This is a genomic window from Lysinibacillus cavernae, from assembly GCF_009724685.1.
Taxonomy (GTDB): Bacteria; Bacillota; Bacilli; order Bacillales_A; family Planococcaceae; genus Lysinibacillus; species Lysinibacillus cavernae.
In genome coordinates this window covers 94,850-118,082 of record NZ_WMEF01000008.1, presented here as the reverse complement: position 1 = coordinate 118,082, position 23,233 = coordinate 94,850, and the positions used below count along the sequence as shown (strand labels likewise).

Below are 23,233 nucleotides of genomic sequence, written 5' to 3'. Positions count from 1 at the left end.
AATCACCTCATGCGTATTGTAATTGTGCGTAAATCGCTTTCCAAGAAGCTAAACGACTCTCTTCTTGCAATGCCAGTCTTTCTGTCTCAATTTGTTCAAGCGCTTGATGATAAATATATAAACGTAATTTTTCTGCTTCCTCTGCAATAAACGTAATAGCCCACGTCATGAGAGAAATTTTCTGTGCATCTAAATAATCTTGGGCATCTGGTTTTGTTAAAGCTTCTAGTGCCTCACTCAACTTCATTTTTTCATTCTTTTCAAAGAAAGCTTTTTGGTTGCGAAAGTGAGATTTTACACTTGCATATTTCGTGATATGTGCAAACGGACCTTCAAAATCAAGTAAATTTGGCTCAGAAGATTCAAATGCTAAAAACGAGAAGCTTCGATTTAACTCTTTCAGTTCACGTACTTCATCTTTAAAGCGTTGTTGCATCTTCTTGCTAATGAACTGAGATAAACGGAAGTTTGTTACACGCATTTCCTGTGTAAAATCGAAACGCAAGCTTTGCATGACTTCCTTCAATGCATGCTCCAATGCTTGTTGTGCTGGCATCGCTGCAAATGTCGAAGGGTTATAGCCTTCTTTAAAGAATTCTGGATAACGATAATAAACACGCTGTAGAACATAATACAGTAACTCATCAAGCTCTTGTTTCGTTTCGCTTTCAAGCATACTTGTATTGAGCACACTGAACTTCGATTGAATATGCTGTTCCAGTGTTGTTAGTTCCTCTAATCGCTCATCCTTACGTTTTAAGTTTTCCTCTGTTTGTGCAATTAAATCCGCTAAACGTTGTTCCGTTTTATCAACTTCTTCTGCAAGGGCCTGCACCGCTAATGCACTCAATTCATCATTTAAGAATGTGTGGAAATCGTTTTCAAACGGTGGCATTCCAGATGTTAAATCAGCACCTTCTACTTTTTCTTTTAACGCTAGAAGGCTTGATACCCCATGCAGTCTAGGGAAACGAATGCCAAATCGTTGTAACTCTGAACGAACATAGCCTTTCACATCTTCTTGTTCTTCATCTGTTGTTGCTAAATCAATAGCATTCACAATAAAGAACATTTTATCAAGCTCAAACGCATCCTTTACACGACCAAGCTGAATTAAAAACTCTCGGTCTGCTTTAGCAAAGGCATGGTTATAGTACGTAATAAATAGGATGGCATCTGCATTACGAATATATTCAAATGCTACACCTGTATGACGTGCATTTATAGAGTCCGCTCCTGGAGTGTCAACCAGTGTCACACCCATACGCGTTAATGGACTATCATAATAGAAGTCGATATTGTCAACGAAACATGATTTATTTTCTTGTGCGACAAATTTTTCAAACTCTTCACGGTCTACGCGAATGATTGAACCAAGCTCTGATTTAAACGTCAAGTAACCTTCCTTATAAGCACGAATAAACGACTTATGAACATTTAAGCGCTCATCGGTTAACTGAACTGCTAACCCTTCGTCAGTACGATTAAACGCTTCATCTAATGAAGAAACGGATAAGCCAATTGCTGCATAAGAGCCTTGAATATCCTCTAGCATTTGCTCAGCTGTTTTAAGCTGTACATCTGCCGTTTCATGTGGATGCTCTGGTGTAACAGGACGAATTTTATTGATCGCTGCTGTTGTTGGGTTTGGTGATACTGGTAACACCTTTGCTCCCATTAATGCATTTGAGAATGATGATTTTCCCGCACTAAAAGCCCCAAACAAAGCGATTGTAAAATCTTTTTTCTGTAATCGTTCCACTTTATTTTCAAGGTATTGGGCTACTTCTGCAAATCCTTGAACTTCTTTTACAGCATTTGCTGTATGCAATGCACGATTGATGACCCCATCAATTGGAAGGGTCGCTGCACTTACAGCCTGCTGAGCTTCTTCCTGTTGGATCACTTCTTCTTTCGGCTTCAGCATGGATTCATCAAACAATCGAATATCTGCTAAATCTTGCTTAAATGAATGTTCCCAATTTGTTAGCTGTTGATTCGCGATTTTACGGATTTCATTACTCGCTTGATGCATAATGCTTGCACTATATTGCTGATAGCCTTCGATTTCAAGCACAGCCTTAATGGCATCTACTTTCTCCTGCATACCCGCCATTTTTAATTTTGACGGAGCAGCTGTTTCTGTCGCTACTGCTTCGAGCGTTGTCACTTGCGCATTTTTCCAGCTATCTGTTGCCTGAATAAAGTAGCGCTTCGTTGCCTCCGCCACGCGGTTAGCGAAGTTTAATACAGCATCACCAGTTAACAGAGCACCTGTTTGAACTTGTTGCTCGATCAATGAAAAAGGTAAATCAAATGCATAGGCATCAATGGCTGAGGCACGTTCATCATTTAATGCGCCAACGTCCTTCAATGCTTTTTTCATGAGTCCTTTTAAATGCCCTGTAATTTGTGCGTGCACTACGTTTTGATAGGCACTAAAAACATCCTCTTTACGACGATTACGCTCTTCCTCTGTTTTTTTCTTCGCAGTAAAGAGTCCCCCTACCTTAAAGCTTTCCTGCATACTTTCTAAATAAAGGCGTAAGCGATCACGTAAATCTGCCGGCATAATAGCTGCATTGGCAAGCAATTCCTTACGTTGCTCCTCAAATGTTTCGTTCCATGCCTCTACTGAGAATAATTCAACCTGACGATTTAATTTGTTGTATTGTTCTATAATATCTTGATGGTGCGCCCAGTCGTCCGCACTTAAAATCTCTTCATCGATATCTAAACGATCCTGTCTTTCTTCCATTAAATAATTGTCATGCTCACTTTGTAATAAACCCAATGTATTCGTTGCCGTTTGTACAAGCTGCTCCTGCCAATCATTCATACTATCCATAACGATTTTCTTTACTGCCTCAAAATCATTATGTGGATGTTCAGACTCTCTCAATGATGTGAAAAATACACCTTTAGGCACAACACCCCATGCAGCAAAGGAATTATGAACAGTTGCTTTAAAGTCTTCAAAGCTCAGTTCATTGTCTTTATGTTTATCAATCATATTAACAATTAAATAAACGTTTGGATTATATTTCATTAATTGCTTGGTAAATTGGAAATTCAACTCCGACTGCACATGGTTGTAGTCCATTGTATAAAATACGATATCGGCAATATGGAGTGCAGATTCAGTTGACATTCGGTGCGCATCATCCGTTGAGTCTACCCCTGGCGTATCCATCACTGTAACGCCTACTGGTAGTGTAGAAGTACTATGTCCAATTTCAATTTGCGACACTAAATCCCCATTCTTACTTAGCTCTTTTACTGTTTTAAAATCATAGCCTGCCTCAAATTTTACAGGCTTTTCATTGTGCATATAGACAATTGCAAAATCTTCCTCTGACTTATGCACTTTCACGATATTTGCACTTGTAGGAATTGGACTAGATGCAAGTAAATTCTCACCAGACAGCGCATTAATCATGCTCGACTTCCCTGCAGAGAAATGGCCTGCAAAGCCAATCACATACTCTTTTTGTTGGATTTTTCGAGCAAAAAGTGATGTTTTATCCATGCGCTCCGTATCACCATTATGCTGATATATTATGTATTGCAAGGAAGCTTGCTTTAAAAGCCCCTCCAATTGTTGATCAAAATCTTTCATGAAACCAGTAACCCCTTTTTCGTTAATTATTCATAATTAGTATTCTACCTTATTCAACTAGCAAAGTATAACACTAATTTACGGTAAAAAGCATATACGCCAACGTTTCCATCCTGCTAGATTGCACCTCAAAAGCATGTTTATTCGAAATAATCATCACCAAATGATAGTTGGTCAACTAGTTAACATACTATTTTCTTCATATTTTATAGTAAAAGTATTCACGACAAAGGTTATTTTTATAAGAATGGAGTGTGATAGCACATGGTGAATCCTAAGTATCATCGAATCATTGAAACAAGTTGTCAGTGTAACTGCGAGGAACGATTTTTCTGGCCACGTATAAAAGCAACTAACGGAATGCCTATCGATCCTCCTCCTGAAGTAATCCCAGAAGGAGCCATTTTACCAACAATCCATAGATATTTTTATATCGTAACAGCCGATCTTGATTTAACAAATGGTGTAACTCTTCCAGCGACCCTCTTTTGGAATGACAATGCCGATCCCATAACTGAGTTTACGGTCTTTTCACCAAATGGCTACGTCAATCTGTATATTAATGCTGTTATGCAAGAAGGTGGCATTTATACGATAACACCAGCCTCATTAACGATCGTACCTTACAATGCAACACTTTATAGAGGAACGCCCATCATCATTGAATCACTAGGCTTCACAACAAAATAAAAGCCCTGAAAGGAGGTGAAACAGGTGGCGCTTTCCATTATAAATATTCATGTCAATGTAACAGGTACTTCTACAAGATTTTTTAACGTCTTAGCTGCACCTCTTATCATTACAGATGGCACTACAGTTGCTTCAACAACGTTTTTAAACGATAGCGGTACAGCGGCAACAACTTTTCCAGTAGTTGTAAATGGCTACTATAATTTATATATTAATGGTGTTCTACAGGAAGGTGATGCCTATACAGTATCTGCAACGGCAGTAACGTTCAATACTGTTACAGCTACACTTTCAGCTGGTACGCCAATTGTGCTTGAAGCTGTTGAATTATTAACTATCATCTAAACAAAATGGATGCCTTAAATAACTTAGGGCATCCATTATTTCAATTATGTTGTAGTTGCCGTCTGAGCGCAGCAATTTTTTTAGCATAGTCCAGCGCATGCAGACCATCTCCATGAATACATAGTGTTTGTGCAGCAACTTTTATTTTTTTTTGCTGTACGGATAGTACTTCATTGGTCGTCAATATACCTTTTACATGACGAAGCATTTCAGCTTCATTTTGTATTAAGGCATTCGGTTCCTGTCTGCTCACTAATGTGCCATCATCATTATAACGACGATCCGAAAAAACTTCCTCATACACTTGAAGCCCCTTTTCCTTTGCAATCATCTCCATTTGACTACCAGATAAACAATATAAAATTAACTGTGGATTGAAATCGTACACTGCATTGACGACAGCTAACGCTTTTTCCTTATCATTAGCACATTGATTATAGAGCGCTCCATGTGGCTTAACATGATGGAGTGTGCCCTTTTCAATATGAACATACGCTTGCAAGGCACCCATCTGGTAGACCATCATATCGTAAATTTCTGTCATATTATATTCCATGTTTCGGCGACCAAATCCCTCTCGATCAGGATAGCCTGGATGCGCACCAATATGAACATTTTTACGAATCGCACTACGAACAGTTTGATGCATGATCGTATGATTACCTGCATGATAGCCACATGCAATATTAATCGATGTCACATAATCTATTAGTTCTTCATCTTTTCCTGTGATAAAAGCATCATAACTTTCTCCTAAATCACAATTAATATCAATTGGCATCACGCTTCCTCCAGTGCAAATTGTATTGTGTTAAACGTACGCATCTGTGCTACTTTATGTAAATCACCTTCATGTACCGTCGCAATAATAGGATAGCCCCCCACCGTTTGAGCATCTGCCATTAAGATGATAGGATCACCACTTTGCGGCACTTGGATTGTGCCAAACTGTGTGGCTTCTGACAGAATATCTTGCATTTCATGAAGCTGTAAGACAGGCCCTTTTATGTAATAGCCCATGCGATTGCCACCGATAAATTGAAAAGGATTGTGCAAAAATTGTCGTTGACTCTCTTCCGTAAATAAGTGAAAATGCGGTCCTTTGAAAATTCTAACCGAAATTGTGCTGAGAAAAGTTGGACGATAGGGTGCATAAAGCCCTCTATTGTATGTTAAAGGTGATGTTATCTGTCCGTACAAAATGCTGCCTTTTGTAATAGATGTCCCAAGATTACCAAGAGGAAGGCATGAGCTACTACCAAGCTCTTTTTTTGTATAAAACCCTCCAAGGGGGGTTAAATAGACAATCGAGCCTTGATGGACACTTTTAATGGCTAATTGATCACCCTTCGTTAATCGAAACGTTTTCCACATTTCTATCGGGTCATTATTAACAAGGCATGTACAATGTCCACCCGTTAATACATACATCCCATCAGACAATGCCTCAAATTCAAAACCACCTACGAACATTTCAAAAGACGTTTGGTCAGGATGATTTTGTAAGATTTGCTGTGCTGCTTGAAACGATACTTTATCCATAGGTCCAGATAACGGAATACCAAATGACCGATAGCCGTACCTTCCTTGGTCTTGTAAGCTGCCATAAACACCTTGTTTTGTTACGAGCAGAAGTGGCTTCAATCGCTACACTCCTTTGCTTTTCATTTCCCAAAATTGTTGTTTGGTTACTTCATAAAACTGAACTTCGTCACCGAGAGCAAATAGAAACGGCTCTTTACCGTTTACATCAAATAAGTCTAATGGTGTTTTTCCGATTATATTCCAGCCTCCTGGTGAATCGACTGGATAAATCCCTGTTTGGCCACCGCCTACACCAACGGAACTCGCGGATACAGCAACTCTTGGTTTCTTTAAGCGTGGCACAAACAATTTTGAATCAAGCTCTCCTAAATAAGGAAAGCCAGGTAAAAATCCGATTAAATAAACATAATAGCTCTTTGACATATGCACTGTTTTTATGTCCTCAAATGATAAACCTGTAAAGTCCATCACTCGCTGAATATCTAAGGCAAATTCTTCATCATAGCACACGGGTATTTTTAAAAGACGATTTGTTCCTTCATTTGTGGAAGCTTGCATCTCCAGCCACTGTGTTCTTAATGGTACAATATCTATTTTTTGTTTCACATAAGCTGTAACTGTATGATAACTTGCGACACTTTCTACTAGATGGTGCCGTAGCTGTTTTTTCAGAAACTGACTAAATGCTTGTACTGCACAGAAGTTTGTGTGGGAGATTTCGTCATTGAATGCAAAGCGAACGGTATGCTGGCTAATCCACATCGAATGAGGAAAATCAATGATTGGTTGCACGAACTGTCTCCTCAATACAAAGCTTTACAGCTGCCACTAAATCTTGGCTATTCCAGCCTGGAATTTTGCCATGTTGGATAGCCAGCTCAAAGGATGCTGGAATATGGATAAAGCCAGCATGAACCCCTTCATGTTGCTGTGCATATACAAGCCCCTCATACATAATGTTATTGCATAAATAGGTACCTGCTGTATTGGAGATTTCTGCTGGATACCCCTCTGCCTGTAATCGATTCACCATATTGCGAATCGGTAAATTCGTTAGAAAAGCATCTGCCCCATCCTCATAAATACTTTCATCAACAGGTGTGTAGCCATTATTATCAGGCTCCCCATCTTTCACATTTATGGCAATACGCTCTGGCGTTATTTTAAATCGCCCACCTGCTAATCCTAAAGAAATAATGATTTGCGGCTTCACTTCCTCAATAAATTGCTTCAACTGCCCAGCCGATTGTTGAAAATCTACAGACATAATTCGTCCGACAATAGCATAGCCATCTATCTTAATTCCATCTAATGCTTCTACAATTTGCATCGTCGGATTGATCTTATAATCAAGAAATGGCTCAAACCCAGTTAATAATATTTTTGTCATGTTGGTCACCTAATTTCTATCGGACGTTTTTTTATGTAGCGTCCAGATTGTTTATTTTTATCTACTGGAGTAGCTATTGCAGCTTCTATAATGGCCTGATTAAATAATTTATGTGCTTCAATACACGAAACTAATTCTTCATCGTAAACGATTTCATCGGCCACTTCGGAAATTATATCTAGAGCCACCCACTGCGGATAACGTAAAATACTAACTGATGAGTATGTCGGAGTAACTTCCATACTACGATAAAAATTGATATTTCCCATTTCCTCAATTGGGTATTTTCGAGGATCCCATTTTGTTCCATATTTATAGTATCGATCACGCCAGTAAGCGTTTTCTTGAGCAAATGTGGATCCTTCAAAAATCATATTCACTTTTTCAGCTACAAGTTCCAGATTTTTAGCCTGAACTTCCTTCGTATCGTGATCAGCATAACGACCAATTCCATATATCTTTGCACTTGGGAGTGTGTAAGAAACAGGAAAAATAGGTGGACATGCATAACCTGCGAAAGGTTGAACCCACTCACGAGCAGGTATTCCATGATCATCAATTACTATATCAGGTGCCCACTTTTTTAAAATTAGGGGTAAAACATTTGCCTCACCAAATACGCTTTTTTGGAATTTCACATGTGCAAATTCTAAACCAACTGCATTAAACCTTGCAGCATGATGCTTCCATTTTGGATGTTCTTTAGTTAAACTCTCCATAATTTCATAACCATCTGGGTTTGATAATGGAATAATGATTATGTTAATCTTTTTTAAAATTTCTGGATGGTGACAAATCATATCTTCCATTAGCTCTAATACAGCAGGCGTACTAGATACTTCGTTTGGATGATGCCCAGCCTCAAATACAATCGTATGTTTTTCATCCGTTTTTTTAAGCCCTGAAAAATATTCACTTGTAATTGGTTCAGTCACTTCGAAAAATGGAATGACATTACCTTTATAAGAAATATCGCCATAATTTAATTTGACCTCAGAGTAATTTTTAAAACGAGCTAATAATTGAAAAACATTTTTCATTTTGTGTTTTAAATGTGTTTTGACCTCAATTATCTTGGGTTGATTACCTGTATCCATTTCCACAGTTTCAAAGTGCCCTTTTTGATTAAACAAGATTCGCTTTGTAACTGGATCTACATTCGGTTTATCTTGCCATTGATATACCCGTATTAAACTTTTGATAGGCATATATATATCTTGTTCTATATGAATATAAGGTATAACGCCACCAGGGGCTTTATAAGGCTGATTAACTAATCGACGACCTAGCTCATTAAAATAATCTAGTGTGTTAAAATATAGATCCTCGTATAGCGCCTCAAACGACGAATTTGCTTCTTGTTTAACGTTTAAATCTTCTTCAATTCCAGAGGAAGTAAAGTCAATTTCAATTCGATCAAATAAAGGAAACAATTGACCTTGATTGACATTATTTACATCAATTTTTAATTTCTTCACTATCTGAGGAAGAAATTCTTTAATGTACGTTTTATAGAAACGCTCACGATCTGACAATACTATATTCTCTAGAATCAGATTACTACTTTCAAATAATCTATACCCAGCTGTAGTTGGATAGACTTTTTTCTGACCGTCAACATAATCCAATTCACTAATCAAAGGATTAAGTTCAGCAATTAATACATCATCTACATATACACTATAAATGTGCTGCTGTGTGCTAGAAAGTTCAAATTGTACTTGCTCTTTTGATACGCCATATTGCATTTCAATCAATTCATCCACTGGGTAAAGTTCCATGATCCACCGATTATGTTGTTCTAAACCTTTTTCACCAGCCCCATCTTTACAAACTATTTTTACTTGTTCGAAATGGTCAGAAACAGATGGAAGCACTTCCTCTAATATCCAGTATAACCCTGTTTTAAATGCAGAGCGAACTTTAATCGTGTTTAAATTTGAAAATTTATTATACAATTCTAAGCAGTATTCATCTCGATTTTTTTTAGAAGCTGTAATATAAATTTCAGCATCCAACATTTTATTTGGTTCATCTTGTAAAGCAGTTATAATATACGATGCTTCCGATTCATCTTCCCATGTTGTTTCATACAATATATCTGCTGCATTCACTTGCTTTTCGTTTAATTCCCAAATACCAAGTAAGCCACCTTCAGAGACATGCTTTTCTTTTGCTATTGAATGCAGAACAGTCGGTAAGCTTTCTTTTGTACCGCAAATTTGAATGGCGTTTTTAGAATTTAACTCCATTAAATTTACAGTTCCTTGCTTAATATCAATCGATAACTGTCGATTATCTTTTGTGACAACCGGTAATGAAACAGAGGTAGAATATAAGCCTAACCGTAATGCAAGATAACAAACCTCTTTTATAATGGCATTTGTCTGTATTTCTTGCTGTAAATTAATTTTCAAACTTAAATGTTGTTGTGGGTGTGCCTCATCTTTCTCACCAGTTCCATATGCTGACCAGAGATGACTTAAACTTTCATAATAAGATGATGGTTTGTCTATATGTGTTTCAGGCACACCCTCACTTGCTATCGTACTTAACAAAGTTGACAGAGATGATTCAGTCTCATAATAAACTGTAAAGGTGGTCTCATTCTTTGAAATAAATGTGCTACTATGCTGTAAAAATTCCATCGAGTACTGTTGATTTGATGATTGGAATAAATCAAAATCTATTTCATTTGACTCAAAGCCTAACCTTGCACAAAAATCAATTAATCCTAATGGAGCAAGATTTATAGGTAAATCTATAAATAAAGAAGGTTTTTTTATCGTTTCATTCTTTTTAAATAAACTTGAAAATATAATAGAGTTCACAGTATCACCTAAACTTTCATATTTGGATCTAAGCGATCTCGTAACCAATCTCCTAATAAGTTAAAACCTAGTACAGTTAACATAATTGCTATTCCTGGGAATACAGAAATCCACCAAGCTGAAGTCATATAATTACGACTATCTGCTAACATTCCGCCCCACGAAGGAACTGTCGGTTCGACACCTAACCCTAAAAATGTTAGTGACGCCTCCAACAAGATAAACTCTGCAATACACATAGTTGCTAACACTAAAATAGAGGATGCAACATTTGGTAATATATGCTTAAGGATAATTTTAAAATGCGTTCCTCCAATTGCCTTTGCAGCTTGAATATATTCTTGTTCCTTTAAAGCCAAAATTTCTCCTCGAATTAATCTTGCAAAACTAACCCAATATGTAAGCCCAAGGATAATAATAATTTTTTCAATACCTGTTCCAAATACACTCATAATTACAATTGCTAGTAAAATAAATGGTAGCCCCATTTGAACTTCAGCTAACCTCATAATTAAATCATCCATCCATTTTCCAAAGTATCCAGAAACTAATCCTAGAAACGTACCAAGGACTAAAGAAATGAATACACCACAAATACCAACTAATAGTGATATGCGCGCACCATAAATAATTCTACTTAGCAAATCCCGTCCAACTTGATCTCCCCCAAGCAAATATTGAGATTTACCTGTTTCGTCTAACCATTTAGGCAAATCTAGACGATGACCTAAGCTAGCTGCTCCTGGGTCATACGGTGCAATATAAGGAGCGAAAATAGCACATAGTATAGTGGTTACAACTAATAACAAACCTATTATCCCTGTAGGATTGTTCTTAATGAATTTCAAAACACTTTTTACTCTACTAACTTTTTTTTCTGCTATTGTTTCTGTTTCTGTTTCTGTTTCCATTACCTGTGTCATTAATTATCACCTCTTCCCGTTCGAATTTTCGGGTTAATCAATGAGTAGCATAAATCAACAATCAGATTAACTAAAATCATGATAAGCGCTAAAAGTATTACTCCCCCCTGTACTACCGGATAGTCTCGTTGATTAATGGAATCAACAATTAATCTTCCAATTCCAGGCCATGAAAAAACTTGCTCTACAATAACTGCACCCCCTAATAGCCCTCCAAACTGTAAACCAACAAATGTTACAGTTGGCAATAGAGCATTGCGGAAGGCATGTCGAATGATAACTAGCCATTCTCTTATTCCTTTCGCGCGTGCTGTTGTGACATATTGCATTTTAAGTACCTCAAGCATAGACGTACGAATTAATCGAACTAATATACCTGATAGAATTAAACCCAAAGCAATTGATGGTAATATCAATGAACTAAACCCATCAAATCCAGATACCGGCAACCACTTTAATTGAACAGCAAAAATTAAAATCAACATAAAGGCTAACCAGAAATTAGGGAAAGAAATGCCTAATAGAGAAAAAATACGACTAAAAACATCAATAGATTTTCCTTTGTAAACTGCTGATAGAATACCTAATGGAATAGCGATTAACAACGCTACTGCCATTCCACCTAAAGCAAGTGCAATTGTCGGCCATGCTCGTTCGAGCAACATCTCTAGGACTGGACTATTTGAACGATACGATGTACCAAAATCGAGTGTTACTAAATCTTTCATAAATATGATGTATTGCTCCCAAACTGGCTTATCCAAACCTAGTTTGGCTGTCAGCTCTTCTATTGCTTGCTGTGAAGGTTCACCAGCACCAAACATAATACTTACAGGGTCACCTGTTAATCGAATTGAGAAAAATATAATTAATGAAACAGCAATTATCACCAACACAGTATGCGATAAACGTCTTAATATATAGGAAAGCATAATTCCATCCTCCTAAATTTGAAATGAAAGAGATAGTATGACAAGCATACTATCTCATAATTTTTTACTTACTCGACAGTGACACCTTCAAATCTAAAACGACCATCATGTGGTGGTTGGAAACCTTTTATTCGTTTATTCACTGCGTATAATTCAACCTCTGAATATAAATTAACTTCCGCAGCATCTTCATATAATACTTCTGTTAATTCTTTAAAGACTTTTTGTCTTTCGTCATTATCAATAGTGGCACGTTCTGCCGCTAATAATTGTTCTACTTTTTCATTTTTATAGGATGGGTTCCAAAATTCTCCTTCGTGATACATTAAATAAGCTGTATTATCAAAATCTAAAGTCCAACCACCCCAGCCATTTTTATACATATGACCAGCTTTTCCTTGTGGTATTAATTCTGATTGGAATGTAGTGTTTTCCACGCTATTAATAGAAACTTTTAATCCTACTTCTTCTAGGTAAAATGCTACTGCTTGTGCAATCTCTTTAAATGTCCCATCCGTACCTGGAATAAAGAACTCAAGTGTAGTACCTTCGGGAACGTTAGCTTCAGCAAGTAATTTTTTTGCTTTTTCAGGATCATATGGGTATGGCTCTAAATCTTTGTTATAGCCAAAAGAGAGATTACTTTGGAAAGAACTAATGAGGTTACCGTAGCCACCTAAAATTTCTTTCACAATCCTTTCCTTATCAATGGCATAGTTAATAGCTTGACGAACACGGACATCATCCACTGGTTTTTGAGCTGTATCAAAACGGATTGAGTAAGCTGTAGGAGTCGACACATCCATTAACTCAATAAAGTCAGACCCTTCTGCTGTTGCAGCTTGCGAAACTTCTAAACGTGTCATAATATCAATATTTCCTGTTTGTAATTCTGCCAATGCTGTTGCTGTTTCTGGAATAACTTTATATGTTACTTTATCTAGTTTAATAGCATCTTTATTCCAATAACCCTCATAACGCTCAATAACCACTTGTTTATCTCGTTGATAATCAGTCATTTTGAATGGACCTGTTCCAACAGGATTCATATCAAAATTCTCAGCTCCCTTTTCTTGAATATATTTAGGAGGAACGATAACAGCACCATAACCTGATAGTTTTGTTAATAGGACTGGATCAATTGCATTTAAGTGCATTGTCACTTCATATTCACCAGTTACTTCCACATTATCAATAGAAGTATAGTTTGAATATTGAGGACCTTTTTGACCTTCTTCACCTAGCAAACGATCAAATGTAAATTTAACTGCTTCTGCATTAAAGGGTTCCCCATTATGGAAGGTAACACCTTGTCGCAGTTTGAATACAATTGTTTTATCATCTTTATATTCCCAAGACTCTGCTAACCCTGGTTGGATTTCTAAATCTAAAGAACGACTTACTAATCCTTCAAATACCGATGTTGCAACTGTACTCCAAGCAAGTAAAAACGTATCAATCGGATCCCAGTTTTGCGGATCTCCTGCAACACGAATAACTAATTCATTACCACGTGTTCCTGCTGGGTTTTCACCAGAAGATTTGCTATTATTTTTACTATCGTCTTTTGATGATGTACCGCCACTACATGCTGATAAAAAAACCATCATGCAAACAAGTAGTAGCGCTATCCATTTTTGTTTTTTCACTATTGTTCATCCCCTTTTGTATTTGTGCTATTTATACACCATAAGGATATGGCATCGAATAACCTAGTTCAGCAGATATTAAAGCAGCAGTTTCCCACAGTCCTTCTAAAAATGTATTTATTTTTTCTTGAGGTAATAGTGATTCTATACCAGCTATACTAATCGAGTATTCTACTCTGCGGTCACTATTGAAAATCGGTACTGCTATTGAAACAGTGCCTTCTTCCAATTCTGACACGCTGTAGGCATAGCCATTTTTTTTCCCAAACTCAATTAATTTGTGGATTTCTTGGTCACTATCAGCCGTTCCACTAGCATATTTTTTACGTGGTTTTTGCAATACCTCACTAATTTTTTCTTCCGATTGAAAAGATAAAAGTATTCGCGAACAAGCTCCTGCATAAAGTGGTGCTCTTCTTCCCACTCGTGTATACAATAGAACAGGTTTTAAACTTTCAATTTTTTCAATATAAAGGCCATCTGTTTCATCCAAAACGATTAGCTGCACAGCTAAGTCAAATTTCTGTTGCAACATCTTCATATACGGTATAGCCAAAGAACGAATTTCAATTGAATTAGCAGCAATCGCTCCTAATTCGATAAGCTTATGTCCAAGTAAATAATGATCGCTCAATACTAGCTGTCCACCACTTTGAACATAAGGACGTTTTAATACACCTAAATCTGTAAATGTTTTTAAAAATCTATGTAGGGTCGGCTTAGGAATATCCGTTTCGATTGCTAATTCGTCTAACCGCCAAGATGGTTTTTCTTCAGTGAATAAAGTTAAAATGTTGATACCTTTTTCCAATGTTTTGCTCATGTTAATCGCTCCATTTGCTCTTCATAAAGTAAACATGAAACTTCATGCTTATCGCCAATACTGTGTAATCTCGGAGATGTCACTTTACATATTTCCATACAACTTGGACATCGTGTATGGAAGGTGCAACCAGATGGTGGATTTGCTGGATTTGGAACATCCCCACTGAGCACAATACGTTCCTTAACTTTTGAAGGATGAGATTTTGGTAATGCAGATAGTAATGCTTTTGTGTAAGGGTGTTTAGGATTATTAAATAATTCATGTTTGTCTGCCATTTCCACTAACTTACCTAAGTACATTACTCCTATCCGGTCACAAAAATGGTGCACTACACTAAGATCATGAGATATGAAAATATACGTAAGGTTCATTTCCTTTTTTAAATCTTTCATTATATTTAATACTTGAGATTGAATCGAAACATCAAGAGCAGATACTGGTTCATCTGCAACAATCAATTTCGGATTTGACACTAATGCTCTAGCAATTCCAATTCGTTGTCTTTGACCACCTGAAAATTCATGTGGGAAACGTTCTAACTGCTTTTGTGTGAGTCCAACCTGCTTGGCTACCTCATTAACGCGTTGTTTCCTCTCTTCCTTTGTTCCAATTCCAAAATTCACTAACGGTTCTTCAATTATTTTAAAAACCTTCATACGAGGATTAAGGGATGAGAAAGGATCTTGAAAAATAATTTGCATATCACGACGTTTTTGACGTACCTCTTTTGGACTAAGAGTTGCAATATTTTCTCCGTTCAGTAAAATTTCACCTTCAGTAGGTGTAAGAAGTTGGATTATTGTTTTGCCCATAGTGGACTTTCCACACCCTGATTCCCCCACGATTCCTAAAACTTCTCCTTCATTTACAAAAAATGAAACATCATCTACTGCTTTTAAATTCCCTGTACGTGATCCTTTTACTGGAAAATATTTTTTTAAGTGTTTAACTTCTAACAATGGACTGCCCATTTCCAATTCCCCCTACCACTTCATTCTCTTCATATAACCAACATCTTACTGTGGTACCAATAGACGTTGTAAATAGATCAGGTTTGTTTTTACATTTATCTGTTGCAAATTCACATCGATCGAAAAATCTACAACCAGAAGGCATATCCGATGGCGATGGTACCACCCCTTCAATAGATGGAAGATACTCTTGTTGCGATTCAATATCCGGCAATGAGTTTAGTAATCCTTTTGTATATGGATGGAGAGGTTGATCAAATAAATCCAACACATTCGCCTCTTCAACTATTTCACCCGCATACATCACGATTACTCTCTCACAAATTTCCGCTACTACACCTAGATCATGGGTAATTAAAATGATGGACATGTCTAATTTTTCCTGTACATCTTTCATTAAATCTAAAATTTGAGCCTGAATAGTCACATCTAAAGCAGTAGTAGGCTCGTCTGCTATTAATATTTCCGGTCCACAAGCTAAAGCCATGGCGATCATTACCCGTTGTCGCATTCCTCCTGATAACTGATGAGGATACTCATTTACTACTTTATCGGGACGAGGTATACCAACGAGACGAAGCATATCAACTGCACGCTCATGTGCTTCTTTTTTTGAAATATTTTCGTGACTATGAATCATCTCCATTATTTGAGAACCGACTTTATACACTGGATTTAACGAACTCATTGGTTCCTGAAATATCATGGAAATTTTTTTCCCACGAATCTTTCGCCACTCCTTCTTCGCTTTTTTATTAATTTGTTTTTGATCTATGTAAATTTCGCCACTTTGCCAATTAACCCCAGAAGGTAACAATCCCATAAGTGAAAGTGATGTCATACTTTTTCCACAACCTGATTCCCCTACAATCCCCAAGGTTTTTCCTTTTTCAAGATGGAATGACAATCCATTCACAATAGCAATATCTTTTTTATTTTGTTGAATACCTATTTTCAAATCTTTAACTTCTAAAATATTCAAGCTCATTTCTCCCCCCTCCGTTCCAATATATGAAACGCGATTCCATTTTTTAAAATCTTATCAGAAATCAGCGGGTTATTTCAATAGTTTTCAGAAAAAAATAAAAATTCTATTTAATTAAATTATTTAGATAAAACATATAAATCAGGATCTTTTGTTTTTTTTAATAGGAACACCTATTAAAAAGCTCCCTACTAACAAAAACCTATAGTAAAAAGTTTTTTCAACATAAAAAAAGCATGGTCCCGATTACTCGGACCATGCTTTATGGTATACAATTTCTTATTTTAAATGTGCAGTCGCCTGTTTCATGACGTATTTCCCAACTCCAATATAGATGACTACAGCTGCTCCAATTAATACGAATGTCATTGCTAACCGCTCCTTTTTACATAAATATAGACCATTACATTGAATTTGAAAATCATTCTCATTAATATATTATAAATTTCACGTTAATTCGTCAAGACATACTTTCATCTTACCCTTTTTACATGGTAAGATGTAGAAAAGTCGGAAAAAGGATGCGGTAACCATGAGTAATTCGAAGTACTTTCAAACTATTTTAAACGGGACAATCCACGCTTTAAAATCCATTCTTCCTATGGATATAGAAGTAAAGTCGCCTAGTATTATTTCTGAACCCTTTCAACAACAGCAAATGGGCGTATTAATTGGCTTAATCGGAGATGTAAAGGGGCGCGTCATCATTGATTCCTCTCCCGAAGTGTTTGGAGGGATTGGCAGTACAATGTTCGGTATGCCACTAGAGGGAGAAATGTTAGAATCCTTTACAGGTGAATTTGGTAACATGATTGCAGGAAATTTATGTACAGCTGTTGGGCAAGAAAGCTTAGAAATTGATATCACTCCGCCAACAGTGATGGTGGGCAATACAAAATTATATGGCTTTGAAAAAGCATTTGCTCTCCCAGTTTCGCTCCCAAGCATTGGTGCACTAACAGTTCTATTAACAATCGAGGAAGAAGAATAGAAAACGAGGATTAAAGATTATTTCCAAATAAGACATTGTATGCATGAGCATACAGCATTCATGTATCCGATTTGTCAGGCGCATGAAAGATTGATAAGAGCGGTTTACGCTTTCCTTCCAATCTATTATATTTACTAAAATTAAACAAAATACAATAAATCAGCAAGCTATCTCAATGACTTTTGAGATGGCTTGTTTTTTTCTGTTCCTAATTTTTCACACTTTCTTCACATAATTCGCTTAGATGTGTGATTTTTTTCACATCAAAATGAAATGGATTTTTATATGATGACAGTAAGAAACACAACAATAAAAAGCGTAGGAGGACAAAAAATGGCAAACAAAAAGAAGTCAGATGAGAATTTGAAAGGTTCACTCTATGCAGTTTTTGGAGTAGGTATTATCATCATTTTACTTTGGGTGTACTGCTTCGATTTGTTCATTGGACGGTTTTAATCTACGAAGAAGGGACAGAAACATATGCACATACATAAGTATGAGAAGTATTGGCTTGTGTTCGGAGTTGCTACTTTAGTTGCATTCCTGATCATTCTCGGTATCGGGGCATTTCATCAAGGCTCTCACCCGAACAATGGTAAAAAAACACTAGATTACGAGAAAGTGAAAGAAACAGCTCCATTTGATAATCCAGGTGTCCATAAAGTAGAGGGTAAGGATTGGGATTATGAAGTTGTAGTAGTTGCTTCAGCATTCAATTATAACCCTCCACAAATTGAGGTTCCACTTGGTGCAAAGGTGAAATTCATCGCGACAAGCGAGGATGTTATGCACGGCTTTTCAGTTGCAGGTACAAATATCAACATGATGCTTGAGCCTGGTTATATTTCGGAATATGTAACAGAAGTCAATCAGGTGGGCGAGTTTTTAATCGTATGTAATGAATACTGTGGTACAGGACATACGATGATGCACTCTATGCTAAAGGTGGTGGATTCAAATGAGTCACACTAATTCAATGACAAAGGTAGATCGCCGAGATGCTAAGCTAGCAATGGCACATATTTACGTGGCATTCATCTCATTGTTATTAGGTGGTCTTGCAGGTTTATTACAAGTATTTGTACGTTCTGGTCAATTTACATTACCAGCTGGCATTGGCTATTATCAAGTATTAACAGTACACGGCGTATTACTAGGTCTTATTTTAACTACATTCTTTATCTATGGCTTCCAAATTGCGAGTGTAAGCCGTACGTCTGGTACATTTACAGATGGTCAACGCAGACTTGGTTGGATTGGTTTCTGGTTAATGACCATTGGTACAGCTGCTTCAGCAACGATGGTTTTATTGAATAAAGCAACGGTTCTTTATACGTTCTATGCACCACTACAGGCACACTGGATCTTCTATTTAGGCCTTACATTAGTCGTGGTTGGTTCTTGGGTTGGCGGCGTAGGTCAAATTTTACGTTATGTACAGTGGCGCAAAGAGCATAAAGGTAGCGGACAAAGTAGTCCATTATTATCGTTTATGGTTGTTGTTAATAATTTAATGTGGTTCGTGGCAACGCTTGGTGTAGCAGCTTCTGTTTTATTCCAACTGTTACCATGGTCGCTAGGTTTTATTGAGCGTGTTGACGTGGCCTTATCTCGTACCCTCTTCTGGTATTTCGGCCATGCGCTTGTATACTTCTGGCTATTACCGGCATACATGGTTTGGTACGTGATTATTCCAAAAGTAATTGGCGGAAAAATATTCTCTGATTCTTTAGCAAGACTTTCATTTATGCTGTTCTTACTCTTCTCTATTCCTGTTGGGATTCACCATCAGTTAACAGAGCCTGGTATTGATGGTACTTGGAAGTTCATTCAAGTTGTATTAACTTTCGCTGTAATCGTTCCTTCTCTTATGACAGCCTTCTCGATGTTTGCTATGTTCGAGTTACGTGGTCGTGAATTAGGTGGTAAAGGGCTGTTCGGTTGGTTTAAAAAATTACCATGGAAAGATGCTCGTTTCTTCGTTCCTTTTATCGGTATGGTAGCATTCATTCCTGGAGGTGCAGGCGGGATTGTCAATGCCTCTTACCAAATGAACCAATTAATCCATAATACGATTTGGGTTACGGGACATTTCCATTTAACAATTGCAACAGCTGTTGTTTTAACTTACTTCGGTGCGGCATTCTGGTTAATTCCACATTTAACAGGCCGTACTTTGACAAAGTCTTTAAATAATCTCAGCAATTTCGCAGGTATCCTATGGGCTGTTGGTATGACAATTATGTCCTCTGCCATGCATATTGCAGGTCTTTTCGGTGCACCTCGTCGCTCAGATTACTCAGAATATGGAGGCGCTCAGCAGGCCTATGATTGGATTCCTTATCAAATCGCACAAGCTGTCGGCGGAACAATTCTCTTTATCGCCCTCCTAGTAATTATTTATATCGTGGTGAAATTAACTTGGTTTGCACCTAAAGGTGAACAAGAATTCCCTATAGGCGATGTTCATGAGCTTAGTGGTCCAACACCAGCTATTTTAGAAAACTTCAAAATATGGCTTGTTATACTAGTGGCATTAATTTTATTTGCTTACACAGTGCCAATTATTGATATTATTTCAAATTCACCAGCCGGCTCCAAAGGCTATCAATTGTGGTAAACATCCATATGCACATAAAAAGCGATTTCTCATTTCCGAGAAATCGCTTTTTTCAATTTATAGTTGATAGAGCTTCGTGTACTTATCTTGTAAATAGTTTGCTAAGTACGTAGCATTTAAGCCTTCCCCTGTTGCTTCCTTTAGTAATTCGAATGGTTTTTTCAAAGCCCCATATTGATGGACCTTATCTGTTAACCACTCTCGAATTGGTAGTAGCTCTCCCTTTTCTAAAAGCTCATCGAAATTAGGGATATCCTTGTCCATCGTATGTTTCCACTGTGCTGCATAAATCATCCCTAAAGCATAGGAAGGGAAATAACCGAACATGCCTCCTGACCAGTGCATATCTTGTAGCACACCTTGTGCATCAGACTCAGGGCGAATGCCTAAATATTCCTCATATTTATCATTCCAAACTTGTGGCAGATCTTTCGCCTGTAAATCTCCATTGAACAAGTCACGTTCAATTTCATAGCGAATCATGATATGTAATGGATAGGTTAATTCATCTGCTTCAATGCGAATGAATGATGGTTCGACCATATTAATAGCACGTAAGAAATCAGCTAATGCTACATCGCCAAACTGCGCTGGTGAAAAGTGCTGTAGACGCTCATAGTTTTGCTCCCAGAACTTCTCATTTCTGCCTACAAAGTTTTCATAAAATAATGATTGAGACTCATGAATACCCATCGAAGTTCCTGTTGCTAACGGCAGACCTGCTAACTTTTCATCTATATTTTGCTCATACATGGCGTGACCACACTCATGAATCGTGCCAAAAATAGCTGAACGGAAGTCATTTTCATCATATTTTGTTGTAATACGAGCGTCTCCGTAATTTAAGCCAATCATGAATGGGTGGACACTTTCATCCAAACGTCCTGCATCAAAATCATAACCAAGCTGAGCTAGCATTTCTAAAGATAATTCACGTTGTGCTTCACGAGGGAAATGTTTGAATAACACGCTCGTATCTGGTTTATTCGATGAATTGGCTATTTTTTGGACAAGTGTAACAATGGATTCACGTAAATCACCAAATACTTGATCTAAAACATCTGTCGTCATTTCTGGTTCATATAAATCGAGTAATGTATTGTACGGAGATCCGTTTTTAATGCCCCAATAGTGAATGAATTTTTTCTGCCATTGAATGATTTCCTCTAAATATGGGAGGAATAGCGCAAAATTATTTGTCGCCTTCGCTTCTTCCCATGCAGTCTCCGACTTAGATTGAAGAATCACGTATTCTTTATACTCATCAGCTGGGATTTTTTTGTTTTGATCGTAATTCTTTCTTACTTCTTCTACTAAACGACTTGTCACATAGTCAAGGTCAGCTTTTTGTGCCTCTAAAGCTGTTAAAAGCTCGCCCAGTTCTTCACTCGTTTGCATATCGAATAAGGAGGCTGATAATGTACCTAATACCTCTGAACGTTGTGCTAACCCTTTTTTAGGTGCGCCCGTCCGCATATCCCAATAAATTACATTGAGTGCTTCCTCATAATGTTGCATCTTCTTAACATAATCCGTAAATTGTTGAACAGTCATGCATTCATCCTCCTTTTAACGTTATAAGTTTATCATATTTTCGAAAATTTTGTATATTATGGACTTTTTAGCAACTTTATTCAGAATATTCTTTTTTTATTTTATCAATTATTTTTATATATTGACTATCTCCCAACCCATAGTGAGAAAATAGTGAAAATAATTGTTTTAGTAAGTCATTTTGAGACTGATCCAGATGCTTTTTAATATACCTAGTAATATCATTTTCTTCCCTTAAATAATTAAGATACAATTGAATGCCCTGATACATGACAGGTATAAGTGTTGCCGTTGGAAGACGATGGTGCAATAAAACCTCTAGATAGACCTCCAAATAATTTCCCAGCACAATCTCTGTCTCCTCCACATCATAGGTTGTCTCATTGACCATATGAAAATAGATTGTTCCTTGATACCCTTGTTGTTCCAGATAAGCAAGTACAGTCAGCAAATTCATCTGACAGAACATATCATCCCCAAACCATAAAACAATACATTTATAGTTTCTTGTAAACAACGGCTTCAAGGGATTCAATGTCATCTGCCTATACTCTTGTAACGACACTTGATGTCCAGCCGCTCGGATTTTGTTAAATGCTTCACTGAAAATCGGGCTTGTAGTTGAATTTGCACACATGGCTTCGTTGAAAGGAACATAATCACTATTCCCCATTAATTGCTGTTTGGCAAACTCCTCATACATCATTTGGCCATTTAATACATTCAATGTCTCTTGATCGAATTGCTCGAAAATCTTCTCTTGTAGTGCATCAATTTTTAATTTTTGAGAAATATCCATAGTGAACCATCCTCTTTCATTATGTAAAATCAACTTCACAAATGTTTGTAAAGGTTGTGGAGACTTTCTAAAATCATTTGGACTTATACCAAAGGTACTTTTAAAAGCTCTCGAAAAGGATTCCTGTGATGAAAAACCATAGTGAAAGGCAATGTCGATTATTTTTTCATGTGGATCTTTTAATGCAATAGAAGCAAGATAGATTTTTCGTAGTGACATATATTTTTTGATCGTCATTCCGGTCATCTGATGGAATTTAAAAGAACAGTAATAAGGTGAATAACCCATCTCCTTCCCTAAATGTTCTAATGAAAATCCTTCTAAGAGATGACTTTCAATCCAATCAATCATCTCCTGTATGATGTTGTTCATTCACATCCCTCCTAGTTTGATTATAGTTGAAGTGAGTAGAGTTTTTTTGATATAGGTTGTGAATGAACAATAAAAAATGTAGCAAACTATTAAGCTTGCTACATTTTAAACACTCACTATTGAATGAGATTTTCATATTTATAATTATGAGGATTTTAACTAGCTTTCAAGTCATGTTCGGTTTCCAATCA

The 23,233-nt window shown here is 37.0% G+C and carries 20 protein-coding genes; 6 read left to right on the top strand and 14 right to left on the bottom strand.

From position 1 onward, the window contains the following. Positions 1-7: 7 nt before the first annotated feature. Positions 8-3,619: a dynamin family protein gene (locus GJU32_RS15805; protein ID WP_155592920.1), complete on the bottom strand. Its 3,612-nt coding sequence runs from the start codon at positions 3,617-3,619 to the stop codon at positions 8-10. Between the two features lie 264 nt (positions 3,620-3,883). Here GJU32_RS15805 and GJU32_RS15800 point away from each other — a divergent pair, with 264 nt between their 5' ends. Continuing rightward, on the top strand, positions 3,884-4,309 hold the full coding sequence (locus tag GJU32_RS15800) for a DUF4183 domain-containing protein (RefSeq protein ID WP_155592919.1): 426 nt from the start codon (positions 3,884-3,886) through the stop codon (positions 4,307-4,309). A 24-nt stretch (positions 4,310-4,333) separates the two neighbouring features. Next, the gene (locus GJU32_RS15795; protein ID WP_155592918.1) at positions 4,334-4,654 is read left to right on the top strand and encodes a DUF4183 domain-containing protein; all 321 of its coding nucleotides are present in this window, start codon (positions 4,334-4,336) and stop codon (positions 4,652-4,654) included. A 40-nt stretch (positions 4,655-4,694) separates the two neighbouring features. On the opposite strand, the gene GJU32_RS15790 is transcribed toward GJU32_RS15795, so the two are convergent. The 11 genes from GJU32_RS15790 to GJU32_RS15740 form a co-directional block, all read right to left on the bottom strand. Continuing rightward, positions 4,695-5,438 (bottom strand): 5-oxoprolinase subunit PxpA, encoded by a 744-nt coding sequence (locus GJU32_RS15790; RefSeq protein WP_196426721.1) that lies wholly within the window; start codon positions 5,436-5,438, stop codon positions 4,695-4,697. Beyond that, positions 5,435-6,298 (bottom strand): 5-oxoprolinase subunit C family protein, encoded by an 864-nt coding sequence (locus GJU32_RS15785; protein ID WP_155592916.1) that lies wholly within the window; start codon positions 6,296-6,298, stop codon positions 5,435-5,437. Before GJU32_RS15785 ends, GJU32_RS15790 begins: the two co-directional genes overlap by 4 nt. Before the next feature lie 3 nt (positions 6,299-6,301). Next, the gene (gene pxpB, locus GJU32_RS15780) at positions 6,302-6,991 is read right to left on the bottom strand and encodes a 5-oxoprolinase subunit PxpB (RefSeq protein ID WP_155592915.1); all 690 of its coding nucleotides are present in this window, start codon (positions 6,989-6,991) and stop codon (positions 6,302-6,304) included. Further along, entirely contained in the window at positions 6,975-7,589 is a 615-nt protein-coding gene (locus GJU32_RS15775) for a pyroglutamyl-peptidase I (protein WP_155592914.1), read from the bottom strand. Before GJU32_RS15775 ends, pxpB begins: the two co-directional genes overlap by 17 nt. Positions 7,590-7,594: 5 nt before the next feature. Further along, entirely contained in the window at positions 7,595-10,420 is a 2,826-nt protein-coding gene (locus GJU32_RS15770; RefSeq protein ID WP_155592913.1) for a M14 family metallopeptidase, read from the bottom strand. Positions 10,421-10,428: 8 nt separating this feature from the next. After that, positions 10,429-11,343, bottom strand: coding sequence for an ABC transporter permease (locus GJU32_RS15765; protein WP_155592912.1), 915 nt, complete (start codon positions 11,341-11,343; stop codon positions 10,429-10,431). Next, the gene (nikB, locus tag GJU32_RS15760) at positions 11,343-12,275 is read right to left on the bottom strand and encodes a nickel ABC transporter permease (protein WP_155592911.1); all 933 of its coding nucleotides are present in this window, start codon (positions 12,273-12,275) and stop codon (positions 11,343-11,345) included. Before nikB ends, GJU32_RS15765 begins: the two co-directional genes overlap by 1 nt. A 68-nt stretch (positions 12,276-12,343) precedes the next feature. Next, the gene (locus GJU32_RS15755; RefSeq protein WP_155592910.1) at positions 12,344-13,924 is read right to left on the bottom strand and encodes an ABC transporter substrate-binding protein; all 1,581 of its coding nucleotides are present in this window, start codon (positions 13,922-13,924) and stop codon (positions 12,344-12,346) included. A gap of 31 nt (positions 13,925-13,955) precedes the next feature. Continuing rightward, complete coding sequence (locus tag GJU32_RS15750) at positions 13,956-14,747, bottom strand: IclR family transcriptional regulator (protein ID WP_155592909.1); 792 nt, start codon at positions 14,745-14,747, stop codon at positions 13,956-13,958. Beyond that, positions 14,744-15,721 (bottom strand): ABC transporter ATP-binding protein, encoded by a 978-nt coding sequence (locus tag GJU32_RS15745; RefSeq protein WP_155592908.1) that lies wholly within the window; start codon positions 15,719-15,721, stop codon positions 14,744-14,746. The genes GJU32_RS15750 and GJU32_RS15745 overlap by 4 nt, the downstream gene beginning before the upstream one ends. After that, a complete protein-coding gene (locus GJU32_RS15740) occupies positions 15,696-16,709 on the bottom strand; it encodes an ABC transporter ATP-binding protein (RefSeq protein ID WP_196426720.1) in 1,014 nt (337 codons plus the stop codon). Before GJU32_RS15740 ends, GJU32_RS15745 begins: the two co-directional genes overlap by 26 nt. Positions 16,710-17,238: 529 nt before the next feature. Between GJU32_RS15740 and GJU32_RS15735 the strand changes: the two genes are divergently transcribed. The 4 genes from GJU32_RS15735 to GJU32_RS15725 all read left to right on the top strand — a co-directional run bounded on the left by GJU32_RS15735 (position 17,239) and on the right by GJU32_RS15725 (position 20,317). Then, entirely contained in the window at positions 17,239-17,697 is a 459-nt protein-coding gene (locus GJU32_RS15735) for a chemotaxis protein CheX (protein WP_155592907.1), read from the top strand. Between the two features lie 333 nt (positions 17,698-18,030). Then, complete coding sequence (locus GJU32_RS23620) at positions 18,031-18,153, top strand: hypothetical protein (RefSeq protein ID WP_009370491.1); 123 nt, start codon at positions 18,031-18,033, stop codon at positions 18,151-18,153. Between the two features lie 24 nt (positions 18,154-18,177). Beyond that, a complete protein-coding gene (locus GJU32_RS15730) occupies positions 18,178-18,669 on the top strand; it encodes a cupredoxin domain-containing protein (protein WP_155592906.1) in 492 nt (163 codons plus the stop codon). Continuing rightward, the gene (locus GJU32_RS15725) at positions 18,656-20,317 is read left to right on the top strand and encodes a b(o/a)3-type cytochrome-c oxidase subunit 1 (RefSeq protein WP_155592905.1); all 1,662 of its coding nucleotides are present in this window, start codon (positions 18,656-18,658) and stop codon (positions 20,315-20,317) included. The genes GJU32_RS15730 and GJU32_RS15725 overlap by 14 nt, the downstream gene beginning before the upstream one ends. A gap of 57 nt (positions 20,318-20,374) precedes the next feature. Here GJU32_RS15725 and GJU32_RS15720 read toward each other — a convergent pair whose 3' ends face one another. Then, complete coding sequence (locus tag GJU32_RS15720; protein WP_155592904.1) at positions 20,375-21,871, bottom strand: carboxypeptidase M32; 1,497 nt, start codon at positions 21,869-21,871, stop codon at positions 20,375-20,377. A gap of 76 nt (positions 21,872-21,947) precedes the next feature. Next, positions 21,948-23,042 (bottom strand): helix-turn-helix transcriptional regulator, encoded by a 1,095-nt coding sequence (locus tag GJU32_RS15715; RefSeq protein ID WP_155592903.1) that lies wholly within the window; start codon positions 23,040-23,042, stop codon positions 21,948-21,950. Between the last annotated feature and the right edge of the window lie 191 nt (positions 23,043-23,233).